General features: G+C 74.5%; 16 protein-coding genes. 8 read left to right on the top strand and 8 right to left on the bottom strand.

The window, feature by feature from the left end; translation table 11 throughout:
- Positions 1-3: 3 nt before the first annotated feature.
- Positions 4-1,638, bottom strand: coding sequence for an alpha/beta hydrolase (locus OU787_RS29920; RefSeq protein ID WP_268661253.1), 1,635 nt, complete (start codon positions 1,636-1,638; stop codon positions 4-6).
- The gene (locus OU787_RS29915) at positions 1,635-1,943 is read right to left on the bottom strand and encodes a type VII secretion target (protein WP_268661252.1); all 309 of its coding nucleotides are present in this window, start codon (positions 1,941-1,943) and stop codon (positions 1,635-1,637) included. Before OU787_RS29915 ends, OU787_RS29920 begins: the two co-directional genes overlap by 4 nt.
- 558 nt (positions 1,944-2,501) lie before the next feature.
- On the opposite strand from OU787_RS29915, the gene OU787_RS29910 reads away from it, so the two are divergent.
- Positions 2,502-3,689, top strand: a complete 1,188-nt coding sequence (locus OU787_RS29910; protein ID WP_268661251.1) for a DUF6183 family protein — start codon at positions 2,502-2,504, stop codon at positions 3,687-3,689.
- Positions 3,690-3,813: 124 nt separating this feature from the next.
- Here the strand turns inward: OU787_RS29910 and OU787_RS29905 are convergent, their stop codons facing one another.
- Together OU787_RS29905 and OU787_RS29900 are read right to left on the bottom strand one after the other, a co-directional pair.
- Positions 3,814-4,242 carry a DUF6210 family protein gene (locus OU787_RS29905; RefSeq protein WP_268661250.1) on the bottom strand — a complete coding sequence of 143 codons (429 nt, stop codon included), beginning with the start codon at positions 4,240-4,242 and terminating at the stop codon, positions 3,814-3,816.
- A 90-nt stretch (positions 4,243-4,332) separates the two neighbouring features.
- A complete protein-coding gene (locus tag OU787_RS29900; protein WP_268661249.1) occupies positions 4,333-4,860 on the bottom strand; it encodes a hypothetical protein in 528 nt (175 codons plus the stop codon).
- Positions 4,861-4,908: 48 nt separating this feature from the next.
- On the opposite strand from OU787_RS29900, the gene OU787_RS29895 reads away from it, so the two are divergent.
- The 3 genes from OU787_RS29895 to OU787_RS29885 all read left to right on the top strand — a co-directional run bounded on the left by OU787_RS29895 (position 4,909) and on the right by OU787_RS29885 (position 9,049).
- Positions 4,909-5,910 carry a hypothetical protein gene (locus tag OU787_RS29895; RefSeq protein ID WP_268661248.1) on the top strand — a complete coding sequence of 334 codons (1,002 nt, stop codon included), beginning with the start codon at positions 4,909-4,911 and terminating at the stop codon, positions 5,908-5,910.
- A 144-nt stretch (positions 5,911-6,054) separates the two neighbouring features.
- Positions 6,055-6,510, top strand: coding sequence for an effector-associated constant component EACC1 (locus OU787_RS29890; protein ID WP_268661247.1), 456 nt, complete (start codon positions 6,055-6,057; stop codon positions 6,508-6,510).
- Entirely contained in the window at positions 6,503-9,049 is a 2,547-nt protein-coding gene (locus OU787_RS29885) for a caspase family protein (RefSeq protein ID WP_268661246.1), read from the top strand. Before OU787_RS29890 ends, OU787_RS29885 begins: the two co-directional genes overlap by 8 nt.
- Positions 9,050-9,104: 55 nt before the next feature.
- On the opposite strand, the gene OU787_RS29880 is transcribed toward OU787_RS29885, so the two are convergent.
- From OU787_RS29880 to OU787_RS29870, 3 genes are all read right to left on the bottom strand, one after another.
- The gene (locus OU787_RS29880; protein WP_030463063.1) at positions 9,105-9,749 is read right to left on the bottom strand and encodes a hypothetical protein; all 645 of its coding nucleotides are present in this window, start codon (positions 9,747-9,749) and stop codon (positions 9,105-9,107) included.
- A 217-nt stretch (positions 9,750-9,966) separates the two neighbouring features.
- Positions 9,967-10,467: a GNAT family N-acetyltransferase gene (locus tag OU787_RS29875; protein ID WP_030463062.1), complete on the bottom strand. Its 501-nt coding sequence runs from the start codon at positions 10,465-10,467 to the stop codon at positions 9,967-9,969.
- Between the two features lie 82 nt (positions 10,468-10,549).
- Entirely contained in the window at positions 10,550-11,716 is a 1,167-nt protein-coding gene (locus OU787_RS29870; RefSeq protein WP_268661245.1) for an alpha/beta hydrolase family protein, read from the bottom strand.
- 221 nt (positions 11,717-11,937) lie between these two features.
- Between OU787_RS29870 and OU787_RS29865 the strand changes: the two genes are divergently transcribed.
- The 4 genes from OU787_RS29865 (at position 11,938) to cobM (ending at position 15,438) form a co-directional block, all read left to right on the top strand.
- Positions 11,938-12,384 carry a MarR family winged helix-turn-helix transcriptional regulator gene (locus tag OU787_RS29865; RefSeq protein ID WP_232795147.1) on the top strand — a complete coding sequence of 149 codons (447 nt, stop codon included), beginning with the start codon at positions 11,938-11,940 and terminating at the stop codon, positions 12,382-12,384.
- Positions 12,385-12,825: 441 nt separating this feature from the next.
- The gene (locus tag OU787_RS29860; protein ID WP_268661244.1) at positions 12,826-13,110 is read left to right on the top strand and encodes a hypothetical protein; all 285 of its coding nucleotides are present in this window, start codon (positions 12,826-12,828) and stop codon (positions 13,108-13,110) included.
- Between the two features lie 238 nt (positions 13,111-13,348).
- Entirely contained in the window at positions 13,349-14,701 is a 1,353-nt protein-coding gene (gene cbiE / locus OU787_RS29855) for a precorrin-6y C5,15-methyltransferase (decarboxylating) subunit CbiE (RefSeq protein WP_268661243.1), read from the top strand.
- Complete coding sequence (gene cobM, locus OU787_RS29850) at positions 14,698-15,438, top strand: precorrin-4 C(11)-methyltransferase (RefSeq protein WP_268661242.1); 741 nt, start codon at positions 14,698-14,700, stop codon at positions 15,436-15,438. The genes cbiE and cobM overlap by 4 nt, the downstream gene beginning before the upstream one ends.
- 42 nt (positions 15,439-15,480) lie before the next feature.
- Here cobM and OU787_RS29845 read toward each other — a convergent pair whose 3' ends face one another.
- A complete protein-coding gene (locus OU787_RS29845; RefSeq protein WP_268661241.1) occupies positions 15,481-16,653 on the bottom strand; it encodes an FAD-dependent oxidoreductase in 1,173 nt (390 codons plus the stop codon).
- Positions 16,654-16,710: the final 57 nt, after the last annotated feature.

Genomic DNA, 16,710 nt, shown 5'->3' with positions numbered 1-16,710 from the left:
GCCTCACAGGCCGGGCACAATGGCGGAAGGCTCGTCCCGGTGGTTGTCCACAGTGTTCGGCCGCCGTCCGGCGATGATCCGTCCCTGGTTGTTCAGGCTCTCGCTGTCGGGGTCCCAGTAGCCGCTGTGCCCGTGGGTGTCGATGCCGAGGGTCTGCCCACCGAAGGCCCCGAGGGTGGGGTCAGGGCCGAGGGTCGCTCCGGTGACGAGGCTGATGTTGTCGTCATCTGCGGTGCCGGCCCAGAAGTGGTCGGGGTTGATGTGAAGGTTCGCGGCGTTGTCGGTGTCCATGCCGGGGCTGGCGATGGCGACGATGTCGTCGGCCTGCAAGCCTTGGCCACCGGCTGCGGCGGCCCCGACGGCGGTGGTGCCGTAGCTGTGGCCGATGACGGTGAGATTGCTGCGGTGATCGCCTTGAGCGGTGCGCACGCCATCAGTGAAACGGCGCATGTCCTCGGCTCCGTCCTCGGCGCGACCGGGCGTCAGGACACTGCCGCTCACCTCGGGCGCGTCGTAGCCGAGCCAAGAGATCACCGCGACTTTCGACCCCGGGTCCGCCCTTTCCGCCGAGTCCTGCAGCCTGCCGATGCGGTCGATCTGGCCCGACGTGGAGGTCATCGTCGTACCGGTGCCGGGAACCAGGACCGCGGTGTGGTCCGCGGTGTCCGGGTTGCCGGTGGACACCACCGCCTTGCCGTCGCCGCTCGCGTCCACCTGGAGCAGGAACAGCTGATGCTGCTCGTCCGCCGCGTCCCCCTTGTCGAGCGCCTCCTTGAGGGCATGGAGGTTGGTCTGCCGCTGGTTCCACTCCTCGTAGGTGATGCCCGACCCCTTGGCGTTGCCAGCCTTCAGGGTGTCGAGCTGCTGCTCCACAACGAGGCGGTTGGCCTGGTCCCGCACCGTAGCGGGCAGGCCGTCGAGGCGGCCGATCTCCTCGGGGTGCAGGGCGATGCAGCTCTGTTGCTGTTCGGGTGTCAGCGACTTCCACCACTCGGCGCTCTGCCGGGGGTCCTTGTTCTCCGGGATGTACGGGGCGGCCAGGCCCAGGTCCTTGGCGACGTCCTGGACGTCCTGCGCCGATTCGGCCGCCGCTCCGAACACCCGGGGCTGGGCGAGGATGTCGGCGCCGAGCCGGCCGAGGGCGCGGGCGCCCTGGTCGCTGGCCTCGCGGGCGGCGGCGAGCGAGGCGTTGATGCGGTCCTGGAGCTGGTCGCGCAGCAGGTGCTGGCTCTGTCGCTCCTCGCGGGCGTCCGGGTCGTGGCGGTCGGGTGCCGCCTGCGGCGGCAGGCCCACCGTGCCGTCGTCCGCCACCGGCAGGTTCCACTCGTCGGCCCGCTGGAGGGCGTTCGACAGGTTCGTCCGGGCCTGGTCCATCCGGTCGGCGACGGTGTCCAGCACGAGCGCAGCCGACTCGGCCTCCACCCGCACGACTTCCAGCTTCTGCTCGGTGGACTCCATCGTGAAGAACGCGCTGTCGGCATCCTTGCCCTGCCAGTGCCCTCGCAGCGGCCCGTTGACCCGGCGCCGGTGCTGGCCGCCGGCGTCCTCCGCCGCAGCGGACAGCCGGCGCCAGCCTTCGGCCGCGTCACGGAGCCCGGCGGGGTCGAAGCGCCGCAGCAGCGCGAAGTCGCCGCTCACCGTTGCCCCTGCTTGCGCCAGGCGTCGGCGATCCGGCCGTCGTTCCACTCGTGCCCCTGCGCACTGGCCTCCAGGGCCGCGGCGGTGGAGGCCAGACGCTCCGTCAACTTGTCGAGGGTCGGCGCCCAGCCGTCCGCGAGGCTCTGCAACCCCGCCCCGACCGACCACCCCGCCAACTCGCCCCCGGTCGAACGACTCGCACCGGTCGCGGTGGCGGCCGGCTGCCGCAACTCCTCGCCGATGTTCCGCGCAGCCGCGGCCGAGGCCCTCAGCTCGGCCGGGTCCACGCTGATCCGTTCGTTCACCGATCCCCCTTGGTCGCCACTACAAGCCGCGATCATACGGCTACAGAACGACAGGAAGTACTCGTACTAATACTCAGATCACCGGTCCGGACCGGCCCCGCCCCGGGCCGGACCGCGCACCGGAGTTGCAGGGCTGGATTGCCGAGTACGTGTCAGCCGATGCGGATGGCAGGGGCCAGATGCGGCAGGACGGCACAGAACTGGACGAACTTGTCCTCGATCAAGCGGCGCTTGCCTGCTTCGACCTGGTTCCCGTGCTCCTGCAGCGGACGCTGCCGTACCTCGCACCGGAACGGGCCAGACGCCGGACGTGCGCCGCCGCAGTCGTCGGGTCACTGGCCCGGCATCCCGCAGCCGTCTGCTCCACCAAGGCCTTCGCCACAGTGCCATCCGCACCTGCTACGACCCTGTCGAGCAGGACGGTGCCGAAGACGTTGTCGTGGACGGAGGCGGCCAACACCACGATCACCAGGCCCAGTGGGAGCCTTCCCCCGCCGCCCCTCCCGGGCGAGAACCTCTTCCCCGGGAACCGTACCCGCCCAGCCCTAGGATCTCCGCATGGCGAACCACTCGAACCACTCGAACCGCATCCGGACGCTGCTGGCGCAGCTCCCCCGCCGGACGGACGCCGGGCCGGTGGTCGAGGCCGCCGGGGAGGCGCTGGCGTCGGGGGACACCGCGTTCGTCGGCGAGCTCGGGGCGGCGCTGGCGGCCCGGTGCGGCGATCCGCGCACTCCGGGGTACCTGGACGCGTTCCGGCGGCTGTTCGACCTGGTCGCGGCTGGCCCCGGCCCCGAACGGGCGTCCCTGGCAGTGGAGTTGCTCGCCGCGATCCCGCCCGGAGGCTGGCAGGATGTGCGGCACCAGGCGTCCGCCCTGTCGGCGGGACGGCCCGCCGGGGAGCTCGCTGCGGCGTTCACCGGTCCGGTGCCGGATCGGCTGCGGCGTTGCCTGGTGCGGGAGTTGGAGCTGCGCGGCGACGACCCGGAGGAGGTCGCGGAGATCGCCGCGTGGGCCGCGCACCAGCGGCGCACCCACCGCCCGCTGCACTTGGCCGGGGCGGCGGACGACCCCGTGCTGCCCAGGTACGGCGGGGGTGACGGCCTGCCTGAGGTGGCGTTCGGCCCGGACTCCGGGAGCCTGCCCCCTCCGCCGGGTGCTCCGGCGCCGCTGCCGCCCGTCACGGAGACCACCGAGGCCACCGAGGAGGACGGGGCTGCCGCCCTGGGCTCGGCAACCGCGAACTGGTCCGCGGACTCCAACGGCCGGACCGAGGCCCGGGTCTTCCGCTTCCACAGCCCGCTCGACCCGGCCGCCGCCACCGACCCGTCCGTCCTGCGAACCCTCCTGCCGGGCCTGCCACTTCACTGCCTCGGCGACGCCCGCCGCCCCGCCCGCAACCGCCGGAGCACCGCACCGCGGACCGCCGGGCTCGCCGTCCGGGCCGCCGACGCCGAACAGGTGTGGTCGCTGCTGCACGCCGCCGCGGCGCACGGCGGCGCCTACAACTCGGGCATCGGCGACGCGCGCGGGCGGCTCGCCGCCTGGCGGTCGCTGGCCGCCCTGGCCGGCTGCCCCGGTAGTGCGAGCACCGCAGAGGTCGAGTCGGCGGCGGACGAGTACGCCTGGTTCACCTTCGTCTCCGACAGCACGTGGTTCGACCAAGTCGCCTGGGACCTCGGCGTGTTGGCGCTCTCTCCCGACCGCTGTCGACTGGCCGTGCTGGCCGCCACCGACACCGACTGACCCTTGGGCCGCAGCTCATGATCGATCTTGCGGTGGGGCGGACGGTCCCGCCGACTCCACGGCCTCCCGAGCGGGGTGCGGTCGTTGCCGCACTGGTCCTCCGGCCCAGGGCCCACCATTGCACTCAGTCCGAGTTGAACCACACCAGCACCCCGGGACCGTCCGGCGTGATCACCGGTACCCACGCCTCATCGGCAGCACGGATCCGGCTATCGTCCAGCCGCAGGGCGTGCGGCTCCTCAGCCGTCCCGTCGGACGCCCAGTAGTGGAGGGTGCCGACGGTCTCCCGGAGCCTGTCCCGCTCGTCGTCCGGCCACCCGTCATTCCAGGTACCGGCACCACTGAAGTGCTTCTCGAACAGCTCACGCAGCGCGTCCAGCCCGTCAGGGCCGAACAACGGCACCAGAAAGCCCTCGACCTGTCCCTGTCGACAAGCCGTTCCGCCGTACTGCTGCTGGTAGAAGACCCCGGTCTCCGCCTCGACCACCACAGACAACCAGCCGCCGGCGCTCATGCCATCGGGATCGAGGAAGACGAAGCGCCGAGAGTTCATGGCACCAGTCTTCCGGGCTGCCCACCACGGACTCAACGACATTCGGCCCCGCGAGATCAGTGACGAGGCAGGACCTCGGCCGCCACCCCGTCAGACCGGCGCGCGCAGCCACTCCTCCAGGGCGGTGAGGTCCTCGTCCGTCAGGCCCGTCCGGGGGTCGACCCGGAGCAGCAGCGCGGGTCCCGGGTGCCGGGCGGCCACCCACTCCCGGTCGGCCGTCCCGATCTCGTCGTCCACCCAGGCGAACGCCGCCCCGCCCGCGTGCCCCACCACCAGCGGCGCCTTCCAGTGCACCCCGGGCGGAAGGCCCGCCGGGCCCGCCCCGTCCGGCTCCTCCAGCACGGGCCACGGCGGCAGTCCGAGCAGCGGCGCGACGCACACGTTGGCCTCGTGCTCCCACGTGGTGGCCCACACCGGACGGCAGCGCAACCCCGCCAGCCGCGCCCCCACCCGGGGATCCAGCCGCCCCAACGACGGATGCCCCTCCGCCGCCCGCCCCACCACCTCCCGCACCCGACGCCCCGTCAGGTGCTCCACGTGCCACCCGGCCGGCCCGCCGAACGGAATCAACGGCCCGTCGACATCGAGGTACAGCAACGGCAGTCCCATTCCCCGCATTCTGCCGTCCCGCCCCGGGCGGCGGGCAACGGCGTGTAGCGTCCGACCGTGGCCTACGGACTGACGCGCCTGCTGCGCACCGAGGAGGACTGGTCGGACCTGCTCTGCTTCCTCGCCGAGCTGGACCCCGAACCGCTCCGGGCGGCGCTGCGCCTGGCGCCGGGGACGGTGGCGGTCCGGCGGGAGGCCCCGGTGGCGGGGGGCCGGGCCGACCTCGTGGTCCTGCTCGACGGCGCCGAGCGCGCGGTGCTGGAGGTGAAGATCGGCGCCGGCGTGCACGGCGGACAGTTCGCGGCCTACGACGCCTGGGCGGATTCGAAGGGCGTCCCGGCAGCGGACCGCCACCTGGTGGGCCCGAACACCGACCCCGTCCCGAACCAGCCGGCCCACTGGTCCCGCCGGCTCACCGTCCCCGGTCTGCTCGCCGGCTGGAACCGCTCCACGGACGACCTCGCCCGGCTGCTGTCCGTCCGGGCCCTCCGGCAGTTCACCCGGGTCGAAGCCGAGCTGACCGGCCCGGCGGACCGCGCCTCCGACGCGCTCAGCGACGCCCTGCGCCTGCGGCGGCTGGCAGGCATCACGCAGGCGGCCGCCCCGCCCGGCACGGTCTTCGCGGCCAGGCAGCGCTCCCGGGCCGGGAACCCGAACGTCTGCGCCTGGCGGCCGACGGAGGACGGGTACGCCGTCGCCGAGATCCAGCGCCTGAACCCGCGGAACGGCACGGGCACGCCGTTCGAGATCCGCCTCATGGTCCAGACCCGGCAGGCCACCTCCGCCGCCAACGGGGCCCTCGCGGACCGGCACCGGGACTGGCTGGCCCGCAGCAGCTTCGTCCGGTACGCCGGCCCCAGGGTGCGGGAGCTGGTGACGGAGCCGGAGGGCGACGGGTTCAAGAAGAAGCCGGGGGCGAAGGGCCACCCGCGGTACTACGGGTACGAGGGCGGCGGGCACGGCAGTTCCGTCCTGCTGAAGACCGCCGTCGACCTCGACGGCATGGTGACCGCGTTCGCCGCCGCCCTGCGCTACCTCGCCACCTACCCGGCCCGGTAGACGGGAGCCGGGCCGACACCCCCGCACCACCCCGCACCACCCGCCCCGACGGGCGGGAGAGCCGGCGGGCGAAGGTGCTGCGGACCGCCCGGGGTTCCTGCCATGATGCGCGTGACAGGACAACGGACGAGAAAGCAGGGCGAGTTGACTGGTGCACAGATACGGCTGTCCGGTGCCGACCCGATCGGCGAGACGGCCGCCCTGTGGGAGTGGCTGCGCGGCGAGGAGCAGCTCCGGGGCCTGGTGAGGGCGGTGACGCCGCCGCCCGGCGAGGGCGAGCTCGGCGGGGCCGTGGAGGTCCTGCAGGTGGCCCTCGGCGCGACGGGTGCCGCGGGGGTCCTGGCCCGGTCGCTGACGGTGTGGCTGCGCACCCGCCGCTCGGACCTGAAGGTCACCGTGACCCGCGACGGCGCGACCACGGTGGAGGTCAGCAACCTCGCCCCCGATCAGGTCGAGGGGATCCTGCGCCGGGCCCTCGACGGCGGGACGGAACCGGGCGGCGAGACGGAGCCGGACAGCGGGACGGAACCGGACAGCGGCACGGAACCGGACAGCGGGACGGAGCCCGACGAGGGACGGGGCGGCGAAGGGGATGCCTGAACCAGGCGGACCGGACGGACCGGACGGACCGAACGGGCCGGACGGGCCGGACGGATGGAGCGGGCCGGACGGGCCGGACGGATGGAGCGGGCCGGACGGGCCGGACGGATGGAGCGGTCCGGACGGATGGAGCGGGCCGGACGGGCCGGACGGATGGAGCGGTCCGGACGGACCCGGCGGGCCGGCCGGGCCCCGGGGGCTGCGCGGGCTGCCCGGACTGCCCGGCGGCCCCGGGCTGCCGGCCGGGCTGACCTCCCGGGCCATCCTGATCGGCACGTCCAGCTACCAGGACCCCGCCTTCACCCAGCTGCCCGCCGTGGCCAACAGCCTCGAACGGATGCGGCGCGTCCTCCTCGACCCGGAGCTCTGCGGCTGGTCCGAGGACGAGGTGACGGTCTTCCGGGACCCGCAGAACATCAAGGTGCTGGCCCCGCAGCTGCGCCGCTCGATCGAGAGCACCGACGGCGTCCTGCTGCTGTACTACGCGGGACACGGCCTGCTCCAGCCGAACGCCCAGCTCTGCCTGACGTTCACCGACACCAACCCGACCGACCCCGACGTCAGCAGCCTGACGTACGAGAAGGTCCGCGACAACCTGCTCGGCTGCCCCGCCCGGGTCCGGATCGTCATCCTCGACTGCTGCCACGCGGGCCGCGCCACCCGGGCGCTCTCCGGCCCCGGCGGGGCGGGCATCGGGGCGCTCGGCGGCGCGCACCTCGACATCGAGGGCACGTACATCCTGGCCGCCGCCGAGGGCCCCGCGGACGTCGTCCCGCTGGAGGAGCAGCACCGCACGGCGACGTCCTTCACCCGGCACCTGACCGGGCTCGTCGAGGAGGGCGTCCTCGGCGGGCCCCCGCTGCTCAGCCTCGGCGCGCTCTTCCCGCACCTGCGCAGCCGGCTCGTCGGCCACAACCTGCCGCTGCCGACCCAGTCGAACACCAAGTCGGCCTACCTCTTCCCGTTCACCCGCAACGCCGCCTGGGAGAGCGCCACCCGGGCCCTGCGCGAGTACCGGACGGCGATGGCCGACGCCCTCGCCCGGGCCGGCCGCCACGGCCTCGACGCCGACGCCCTCGCCACCGCGCTCGCGCTGTCCGCCGACTCGGCCCGCGCCTACCTCGACGGCCACTGGATCGTCCCGGCCGACATGCTGCGCGACTACCTCGCCGTCCTCGGCCGGCACGGCTGCGCGCCCGACCGCCCCGCCCGGGAACGCCTCGCCGAACTGCGCACCCTCGCCGAGGCCGCCGCCGCGAACGACCCGGCCGAGGTGCCCGCCCTGCTGGCCCGCAACCACGCCCAGGCCCGCGAGATCCGCGAGCTGCGCAGCGCCCTGGAGCGCGAACGCGCCGACGCCGCCGCGGCTGCCGGGGCCTCGGCGAAGGCCTCCGCCGCGCTGGAAGCCGCCGACCGGGCCCGGGCGGAGAGCGCGGCGGCCGCCGCCCGGGAGCAGCAGCGGGCCGAGGAGGAACTCGACCGCCTGCGCGACCAGGTCGACCACCAGCGCCGGCAACTCGTCCAGGCCACCCACTACACCCGGGCGCTGGAGTCGGAGCTGACCGACGTCCGGCACGAGGCGGACCAGATCTCCCGCGAACTACGGGTGCTGCGGCGGCAGTTGAACGCGATGACGGCCGCACCGGCGGTCCTGCCGCCACCGCGCGCCGCCGAGACCCCGCTGACGGCGGGAGCCACCGCCACGACCGCCACCGCCGTCGGCACCGGCACCGGCACGGGTGCGTCCGCGGCGACGGAGAGCGCCCCGCCGTCGCGGACCCGACCGGCGCCCGGCCCGACCACCGTCCCGCCGACGCCCCGCCCCGCCAGGGCCGCCGCACCGTTCGCGGCACCGTCCGCGGCGCGGTGGCGGCAACGGTTCGGCAGGGCCTACACCTCCCTCAGCGTCGATTACCTGTCGCGCGGGTCGTCCGGCTGGGGCCGGTTCACCGAGCGGGCGGTCCTGCTGTGCGGCCTCGCCGCCGTGCTGGGCGGCATCACCTGGGGCGTCCTGCTGCGGGCCGACGCGACCGCCGACGTGTTCGCCCCGCCGTGCGCCGCCGCGGCCGCCCCGGCGGCGGACTGCATCACCACCGAGACCGGCCAGGTCACCGACAAGAACCACCACTCCAGCGGCGACAGCGACACCTGGACCCTGAAGGTCACCCACGGGACGGCCCACAGCAGTTACGACGTCGGCCTGACGCTCTACGACTCGCTCCGCAGCGGCGACAGCATCGACGTCAAGAGCTGGAAGGGCCAGGTCGTCCGGCTCGAACACGCCGGCCACTCCGACCGGGTCCGGCCGGACTTCGCCCTGGACCGCCTCCTCGCCGTCCTGCTGGTCGTCGCGGGCCTGGTCGTCCCCGTCGCGGTCCTGCTCCGGGCCCACGTGCTGCGGACGGCGTACGTCCTGGCCTGGTGCTCGTTCTGGGAGGCGTTCCCCGGTCTGACGCTGATCACCAGCACCTCCTGGTGGGCCCTGCTCGCCATCCCGTGGGGCGCCATCGGCCTGGTGAGCCTGGCCGTCCTCGGCTGAGCCCCGCACGCACCGGCTCCAGCGCCTCCCGGACCTCTCAGCCCTCTCGGACCTCTCAGCCCCGCGCGTGGAGCCGGTAGCCTCCCTCGATCACGTAGAAGCCGGGGGCGGAGGCCGCGCACTTCACGGTCGTCGGCGGGGCGGTCGGGTCGTTGAAGTCCGGGACGCCCGACCAGCCGACCCGCGCCTGCCCGTCGCCATCATCCGAACTACCGCCACCGGCAACGCCGTTGCCCGCTCCGTCCAGGAAGAAGCTGAACCCGGTCTCCGGGTGCCACTCGCTCGACGGGACGGGCGGCTGGGGCGTGCCCGGCGGGACGGTGTAGGTCAGCGACCGCACCGTCCCGGTGACGACCGCGGTCCGGGCGGAGGCGTCCGTCCGCAGGCAGTCGACGTCCACCTCGATCCGCACCGTCCCCTGCCAACTCCCGTCCGGCTCGAAGAACTCGTGCTGGATCGTCGCGTGCCCCGAACCCCCGCCCGCGGGCCGGGACCGGGCGTCGACCGCCAACGTCAGGTTGCCGAACCCGGGCAACTCGGTGCTCTGCGGACTGAGCCCGCTCCACCCCCGCAGACTCGCCCCGGCCCCGGCCCCGGCCCCGACCCCGGTCGCGGACACGGCCGAGGCCGCCGAGGCCGAAGCGGCCGGAACGACGAGGGCCGCCACCGCCACGGCTCCCACCATCAGCTTACGCATCATCAACTTGCCACTCCCCCAAGGTAGTTGTGCCGATCCCCTGCGCACTGTCGCACGCTCCGTAGGGACGGAATCAAAGATCGCAGCCACCCCGGACCGGACGCGTCCCCCACAGGAAGGACCCGGATCACCCGTACGGAGGAAAACGCAGGCCCCCGTCCTCCTCCGGAACGACGGCGGCCCGGCCCACCGGAATCGTCCCGGCGGACGGCGCCAACCGTCAGTCCCCAGGGGCCCGTTGGACGTTCTTGCGCAGGGACATGGACGCCACGTCGTAACCGTTGCGGCGGTACAGGGCGACGGCCGCCTCGTTGGACCCGAAGACGTTCAGGCCGAGGGCGGTCCAGCCCTCCCGGGCCACCAGCGCCTCGGCGGCGGCGAGGATCGCGGAGCCGTACCCGCGGCGCCGGAACTCGGCACGGACGTCGATGTCGTACAGCCAGGCCGAACCCTCCGCGTCCGCCGCCCGCCGCGGGTCCGGACCGATCCACGCCTCCCCCACCACCTCGCCCGACCGGTTCTCGGCCACCACGAGGTGGTGGCGGTCCGTGTCGAGCCCGTCCGGGAGGAACTGCGCCGTGCCCTCCCGCGCCCGTTCCCACGCCGACTCCGCAGCCATGAACCGGCCCAACTCCCGGGCCGTCTCGGCCTCACGGCGCTCGGTGGCCGCCGCGTACTCCGCCGGTGTCATCTTCCGCAGGGTCACCTGCCGCGTCTCCATCCACCCATCTTCGACCGGCCCCCGGTGACCGCGGTACCGGGTTCCCGCCCCGAGGCCGGGAGCCCCGCCCGGCCTCTGCCGCCTAGGCCCTCGCCTCCAGCGTCTCCGCCAGCCAGTCGGCCAGGTCGGGGAGCCAGTCCGGCAGGGCGTTGCCGAGCAGGTGGTTGCCGTACGGGACGTGGAGCAGTTCGACGTCCGGCAGGTCGGCGGTGAGGGCGTCGGCGTTGGTGACGCCCGGGATGCGGTCCGCACCGCCCTCGACCAGCAGCACGGGCAGCCCGCGCAGCCGGGGCGCCAGGGCGGCCAGGTCGAGCTGCTCGACGAAGGCCCGGGCGGCGGACGCGTCGCCGCAGCGCCGGGCAAGGGTCGCCGTGACGAACGGGACCACCCCGTCCCAGTCCAACCGGTACGGCCCGCTGACCAGCGCCGCCGCCCGGACCCGCGGGTCGTGGGCGGCCACGGCGGCAGCCAGGTAACCCCCGAGACTGAGCCCGAGCACCGCGATCCGCCCCGGATCGATCACGCCCCCGGCAGCCTCGGCGCCTGCGCCCGGCCCGGCTGACGGCCCGGCTGACGGCATGGCGGGCAGCTCGGCGGCGGCGGCCAGGGCGTGGTCCAGGGCCCGGCCGATCGCGTGCCGGTGGTCCGGGCCGAGCGCCAGGCCGGTGGCCAGTACGCCCTGGCCGGGGCCGTCGACGGCCAGCACGGCCACCCCGCGGGCGAGCAGCGCGTCGGCCGGACCGTGGAACTCCTCCTTCGAGGAGTCCATCCCCGGCACCAGCACCACCAGCGGGAACCGCCCGCCTGCCGCGTCCGCCGTACCCACCGCGTCCGGCGGCTGCGGCAGCCGCAGCCACCCCGCGTAGCCCTCGCCGGCGATCCGCCGGGCCCGGGGTTCGAGCAGGGCGAGGGCGGCGCCCATCGAACGGTCCGCCTCCACGGCGACGGCGGCGGCCCGCTCGCGGTCCGGGTCCGGGAGCAGCGCGGCGAGGTGGAACCAGCGGGCCGCCAGCCGGTGGTGCTGCCCGGCGGTGCGTACCCGGCCGCGTTCGGCGGCCCGTTCGGCCCGGGCCCGGTGGTCGAGGGCGGCCGCCCGGCAGGCGTCCGGCCACTGCAACAGGGAGTCGATCGGCGCGGTGACCCGGTCGTACTCGTACGGGTCGATGCCCGCACCGTGGGCGCGCGGGCGGGTCTCGGCGATGAACCCGGCCGACATGCCGGGGGCGGTGAGGAAGGAGAGTTCAGTCATGGGTGCGCGGTCCTCCGGAGCGTGGCGGGTCCTGGGCGGTCTGCCGGGCAGACGAGCAGACGAGCAGACGGGCAGTCAGGCTGATAGATCGACAAATCAATGGCCTGGGCAGCCCGGCCGCCCCCAGCGTCAACAGCGACATCAACACCAGCCATAGTCATCAATGTGTTGATGACTGTCAACGACCATGATTGATGCGGGCCGCCCTGTAACATCGCCGCATGGGAATGCCCGTCAGTGACCGCCTCGGCATCGATCTGCACCGCGCCGGCCAGGAGTTGCTGGCCTCGAAACGCCTCGCGGTCGAACCGGCGGGGCTGACCGTGCCGCAGTACGCGGCGCTGTTCGTGCTCGCCGACAGCCCGGGCATCAGCGGGGCCGCGCTCGCCCGGGCCTGCCAGGTCACCCCGCAGGCGATGGCGATCCTGCTCAAGCACCTGACCCAGCGCGGGCTGGTGGAACGGGCGCCGCACCGCTGGCACCGCAACGTGCTGGAGACCCGGCTGACCGATCGCGGCCGGGCCGCCCTGGAGTTGGCCGACGACCGGGCGACCGAGGTCGAGCAGTGCCTGGCCGACGAGTTCACCGAGGCCGAACAGGAACAGTTCCGCACCTTCCTGTCCCGCGCCACCCGCGCACTGCGCCGCGCCGCCGACGACCTCGGCTGACCCGCCTCCGCCACCCGCGCCGCCCCCACCCCCCTCCCTCCCCCTTCGGTGTCAACCATGGGCAACCCCTGGGATTGCCAAGGAACATGACGGATAGTCAGTAGCGGCACGGTTCCCGTCGGGTGCACCCGGGTCGGGTGGCCGTGCCGTGGGCAGGCGTTACCGACCGAGGGAAGGTGTCCGTCCGTGATCGGCAGTTCTTCGACCCGTCGCCGTTCGAACGTCCTGAGGGGTGCCGCCGCAGCCGTCGCCGTCGTGGGCCTCCTGTCCGCCGCGGGGTGCGGCAGCGGGGGCGGCCCGGCGACGGATGCGGCCCGACCGTCCACCTCCGCGCCCCCGACGTCCACGTCCACGTCCACGTCCACGTCCTACGCCACCCCCTCCGCGTCCCGCAGTGGCGGTCTGACGATCCAGGCCGGTTGCGAGGACCACGCCGAGATCATGAAGGAACTGGACCAGGTCACCATCGCCGGGCGCTACGGGAACAAGCCCGAGCAGATCGGGGACCTGCTCCGGGAGGCGCAGGGCCGGTTGTCGGCCGATGTCGCCCGGGCGAAGGTCCCGGTGGTCAAGGAGGGCCTCCAGAAGGAGTTGGCGGGCGTCACGGCCGCGCTGGACGCCTACACGGCCGGGGACAGCAGCGGGGTCGACAAGGGGCTGCTGGCGGCCACCCTCGGCGGTGCGAGCTTCGCGTGCATCAAGGCCGCGACCGAGCCTCCGGCCTGACCCGCGCCCGGCACCCGTCCCCGCTCCGCTCCGCCCCCGCCGGGTACCACCGTCGAGGGCCCCCGCCGGGTACCACCGTCGAGGGCCCCCGCCGGATACCACCGTCGAGGGCCGCCGTTGAGGGCCGTCGCCGGTGTGGCCAATGTCGCACGGCGGATCTCCGCAGCTCGTGGGGGGTACAGCGGGCGGCTGCGGGTAGGCTGCGGCTGCCCTGTCCCGGAGTCGTGAGGAGTTGTGCGTGTCTGCGATCACCGTTGTCGGGGTGGGGGCGGACGGCTGGCCGGGGCTCTCGGCGGTGGCGCGGGAGGCGTTGGCCGCGGCGGAGGTGGTGCTCGGCGGGGCGCGTCAGTTGGCGCTGCTGCCGGAGCAATCGGCGGAGTCCGCGGAAGCGGCGGGGACCGCGGGAACGGCAGGGGCAGCGGGGGCAGCGGGGGTGACGGCGGAGCGGGTGCCGTGGCCGTCGCCGTTGCGGCCGGCGGTGCCGGGGTTGTTGGAGCGGTTCGCGGGGCGGCGGCTGGTGGTGCTGGCCAGTGGTGATCCGATGTTCCACGGGATCGGGCGGACGCTGCTGGAGTGCGGTGTCCCGGCGGAGTCGTTGCGGGTGCTGCCGCATCCGTCGTCGGTGTCGCTGGCGTGTGCCCGGTTGGGCTGGCCGGTGGAGGAGACCGAGGTGGTGACGCTGGTCGGCCGGCCGGTGGAGTCGTTGTACGCGGCGCTGTACCCGGGGCGCCGGCTGCTGGTGCTGAGCGCGGACGTGTCGACGCCCGCGCGGGTGGCGCGGGTGCTGGTGGAGCGCGGGTTCGGGCCGAGCCGGGTGCGGGTGCTGGAGCAGTTGGGCGGTGCGGCGGAGGCGGTGCGCGAGGGGGTGGCGGCGGGTTGGTCGCTGCCGCCGGGCGATCCGCTGAACGTGCTGGCGGTGGACTGCGTCCGCGATCCGGCCGTCGCGGCGGAGGCCCCTCGGCAGCAGCTGGTTCCCGGCCTGCGGGACGAACTCTTCGAGTCGGACGGGCAGTTGACGAAGCGTCATGTCCGGGCGGCGACGTTGGCGGCGCTCGCGCCGGCGCCGGGCGAGCTGCTGTGGGACGTCGGCGGCGGTTCGGGGTCGATCGGCATCGAGTGGCTGCGGGCGCACCGCAGTTGCCGGGCGGCGAGCGTGGAGCGCGATCCGGTGCGGGCGGAGCGGATCGTCCGCAACGCAGCCGCGCTGGGCGTGCCCCGGCTGCGGGTGGTGACGGGGGCGGCGCCGGGGGCGCTGGCCGGGCTGGCGGCCGAACTCGGCCGTCCGGACGCGGTGTTCGTCGGCGGCGGGCTGACCGTGCCGGGGCTGCTGGAGGCGTGCTGGTCGGCGCTCGGTCCGGGCGGGCGGCTGGTGGCGAACACGGTGACGCTGGAGTCGGAGGCGCTGCTGACGCAGTGGTACCGGCGCCACGGCGGCGAGTTGGTGAAGCTGTCGGTGGCGCACGCGGTGCCGGTGGGCGGGTTCACCGGGTGGCGGCAGGCGATGCCGGTGACGCAGTGGAGCGTCGTCAAGGGCGAGGTTTCCGGTGCCGGGGCTACCGGTGCGGACGAGGTTGGCGGAGGAGCGAAGTGACGGTCTATTTCATCGGTGCCGGTCCAGGTGCCGCGGATCTGATCACGGTGCGCGGCCAGCGCACCCTGGCCCGCTGCGGGGTGTGCCTGTACGCGGGCAGCCTGGTCCCGCCGGAGCTGCTGGCGGACTGCCCGCCGGACGCCCGGCTGGTCGACACCGCGAACCTGGACCTGGACCAGATCCTGGCCGAGATCGTCCGCGCGCACGGCGAGGGCCTGGACGTGGCCCGGCTGCACTCCGGCGACCCGTCGGTGTTCTCGGCGATGGCCGAGCAGATGCGCCGGCTGGACGCGGCGGGCATCCCGTACGAGGTGGTGCCGGGGGTGCCCGCGTTCGCCGCGGCGGCGGCGGCGCTGAAGCGGGAGCTGACGGTGCCGACGGTCGGCCAGGCGGTGATCCTGACCCGGGTGGCCCGGCAGGCGACGCCGATGCCGCCCGGCGAGGAGCTGTCCGTCCTCGGGAAGAGCGGCGCGCTGCTGGTGCTGCACCTGGCGGCCCGTTACGTCGACAGCGTGGTCGAGGAGCTGCTGCCGCACTACGGGCCGGACTGCCCGGCCGCGGTGGTCGCGATGGCCAGCCGCCCGGACGAGCTGGTGCTGCGCGGCACGCTCGGTGACATCGCCGTGCAGGTGAAGGCCGCGGGCGTGCTGCGCACCGCCGTGATCATCGTCGGCCGGACGCTGGCCGCGACGGAGTTCCGCGACAGCCACCTGTACTCGACCACCCGGGCCCGCTGACCCTCCCCGCTCTGCCCTGCCACGCCCCGCCCCACCCCCAGCTCACCGGACGCCGGACGGCTCGGGTTCGCTGTGGCGCGGCTCGCCCTGGTGCGGCTCGCCCTGGTGCGGTTCGTCGGACAGCAGGCCGTCGACGGCGCCGTCCAGGAGGCGCTGCATGTCGGCGGACCGGGGCAGCATGGTCGCCTCGTAGGCGCGGACGGCCCCGGCGAGGGTGTCGTGTCCGGCGATCGCGAGGGCGAGTTCGCAGGCGTCGAGCATGGCGAGGTTGACGCCGACGCCGAGCGGGGGCATGAGGTGGGCGGCGTCGCCGAGCAGGGTGACGGCGGGGTCGTGCGTCCAGGTGTGCGGGACGGGCAGGGCGTGGATCGGGCGGTCGACGTAGGGGCCGTCGTTGTCGGTGAGGAGTCGGCGCAGGCCGGGCGCCCACCGGCGGTAGCGGTCCAGGAGGAGGGCGCGCAGGGCGTCGGTCTCCTGGACGGTGTGACCGGCCCGGGCGATCCAGTCGGCGGGGACGCGCTGGATGACGTAGACCCGGATGTGGTCGCCGCTGTTGCGCTGGGCGAACAGTCCGCGCGCGCCGTCGGCGGCGGAGGCGCTGCCGGGGCCGACGAGGGCGGCGAGGTCGGGGTGGCGGCGGTCGACGTCGTGGAACCAGGCTTCGAGGAAGCCGACACCGGTGTACTGGGGGGTGGCCGGGGAGAGCGCGCGGCGGACCTTGGACCAGGCGCCGTCGGCCCCGATGACCAGGTCGGCTCCGGCGGTGGTGCCGTCGGCGAAGTGCAGGCGGCGGGGGCCGCCGGCGGGGCCCTCCACGGAGCGCAGGGCGCGGCCCCAGCGGACGGTGTCCGGTGCGAGCGAGCGCAGCAGGAGGTCGCGCAGCTGGCCCCGGTCGATCTCGGGCTTGAAGCGTTCGCCGGCCTCGGGGACGTGGTGGAAGCCGATCTCCCCGGTCAGGGCGTCGAGTTGGCGCATCTCCTGCCCTTCGGCGCGGGCGAGGCGGAAGAAGTCGTCGAGCAGTCCGGCTTCGCGCAGGGCGAGTTGGCCGTTGTCCTCGTGCAGGTCGAGCGTGCCGCCCTGGTCGCGGGCGTCGGGGCCGCGGTCGTGGTCGTACACGGTGACGGCGATGCCGTGGCGCTGCAGGATGCGGGCGCAGGTCAGGCCGCCGGGCCCGGCGCCGACCACGGCGATGCGGGGAGTGGAGGGGGTGGTCATGGTGGGGCTCCTTCCGGATGGGGGGCGCGGCGGTGCCGCGTTCCCAGAGGACCACAA

It is taken from the genome of Kitasatospora sp. YST-16, from assembly GCF_026802215.1.
GTDB lineage: Bacteria > Actinomycetota > Actinomycetes > Streptomycetales > Streptomycetaceae > Kitasatospora > Kitasatospora cineracea.
The sequence above is the reverse complement of the archived record's forward strand: the minus strand, read 5'-3'. Positions and strand labels throughout refer to the sequence as shown.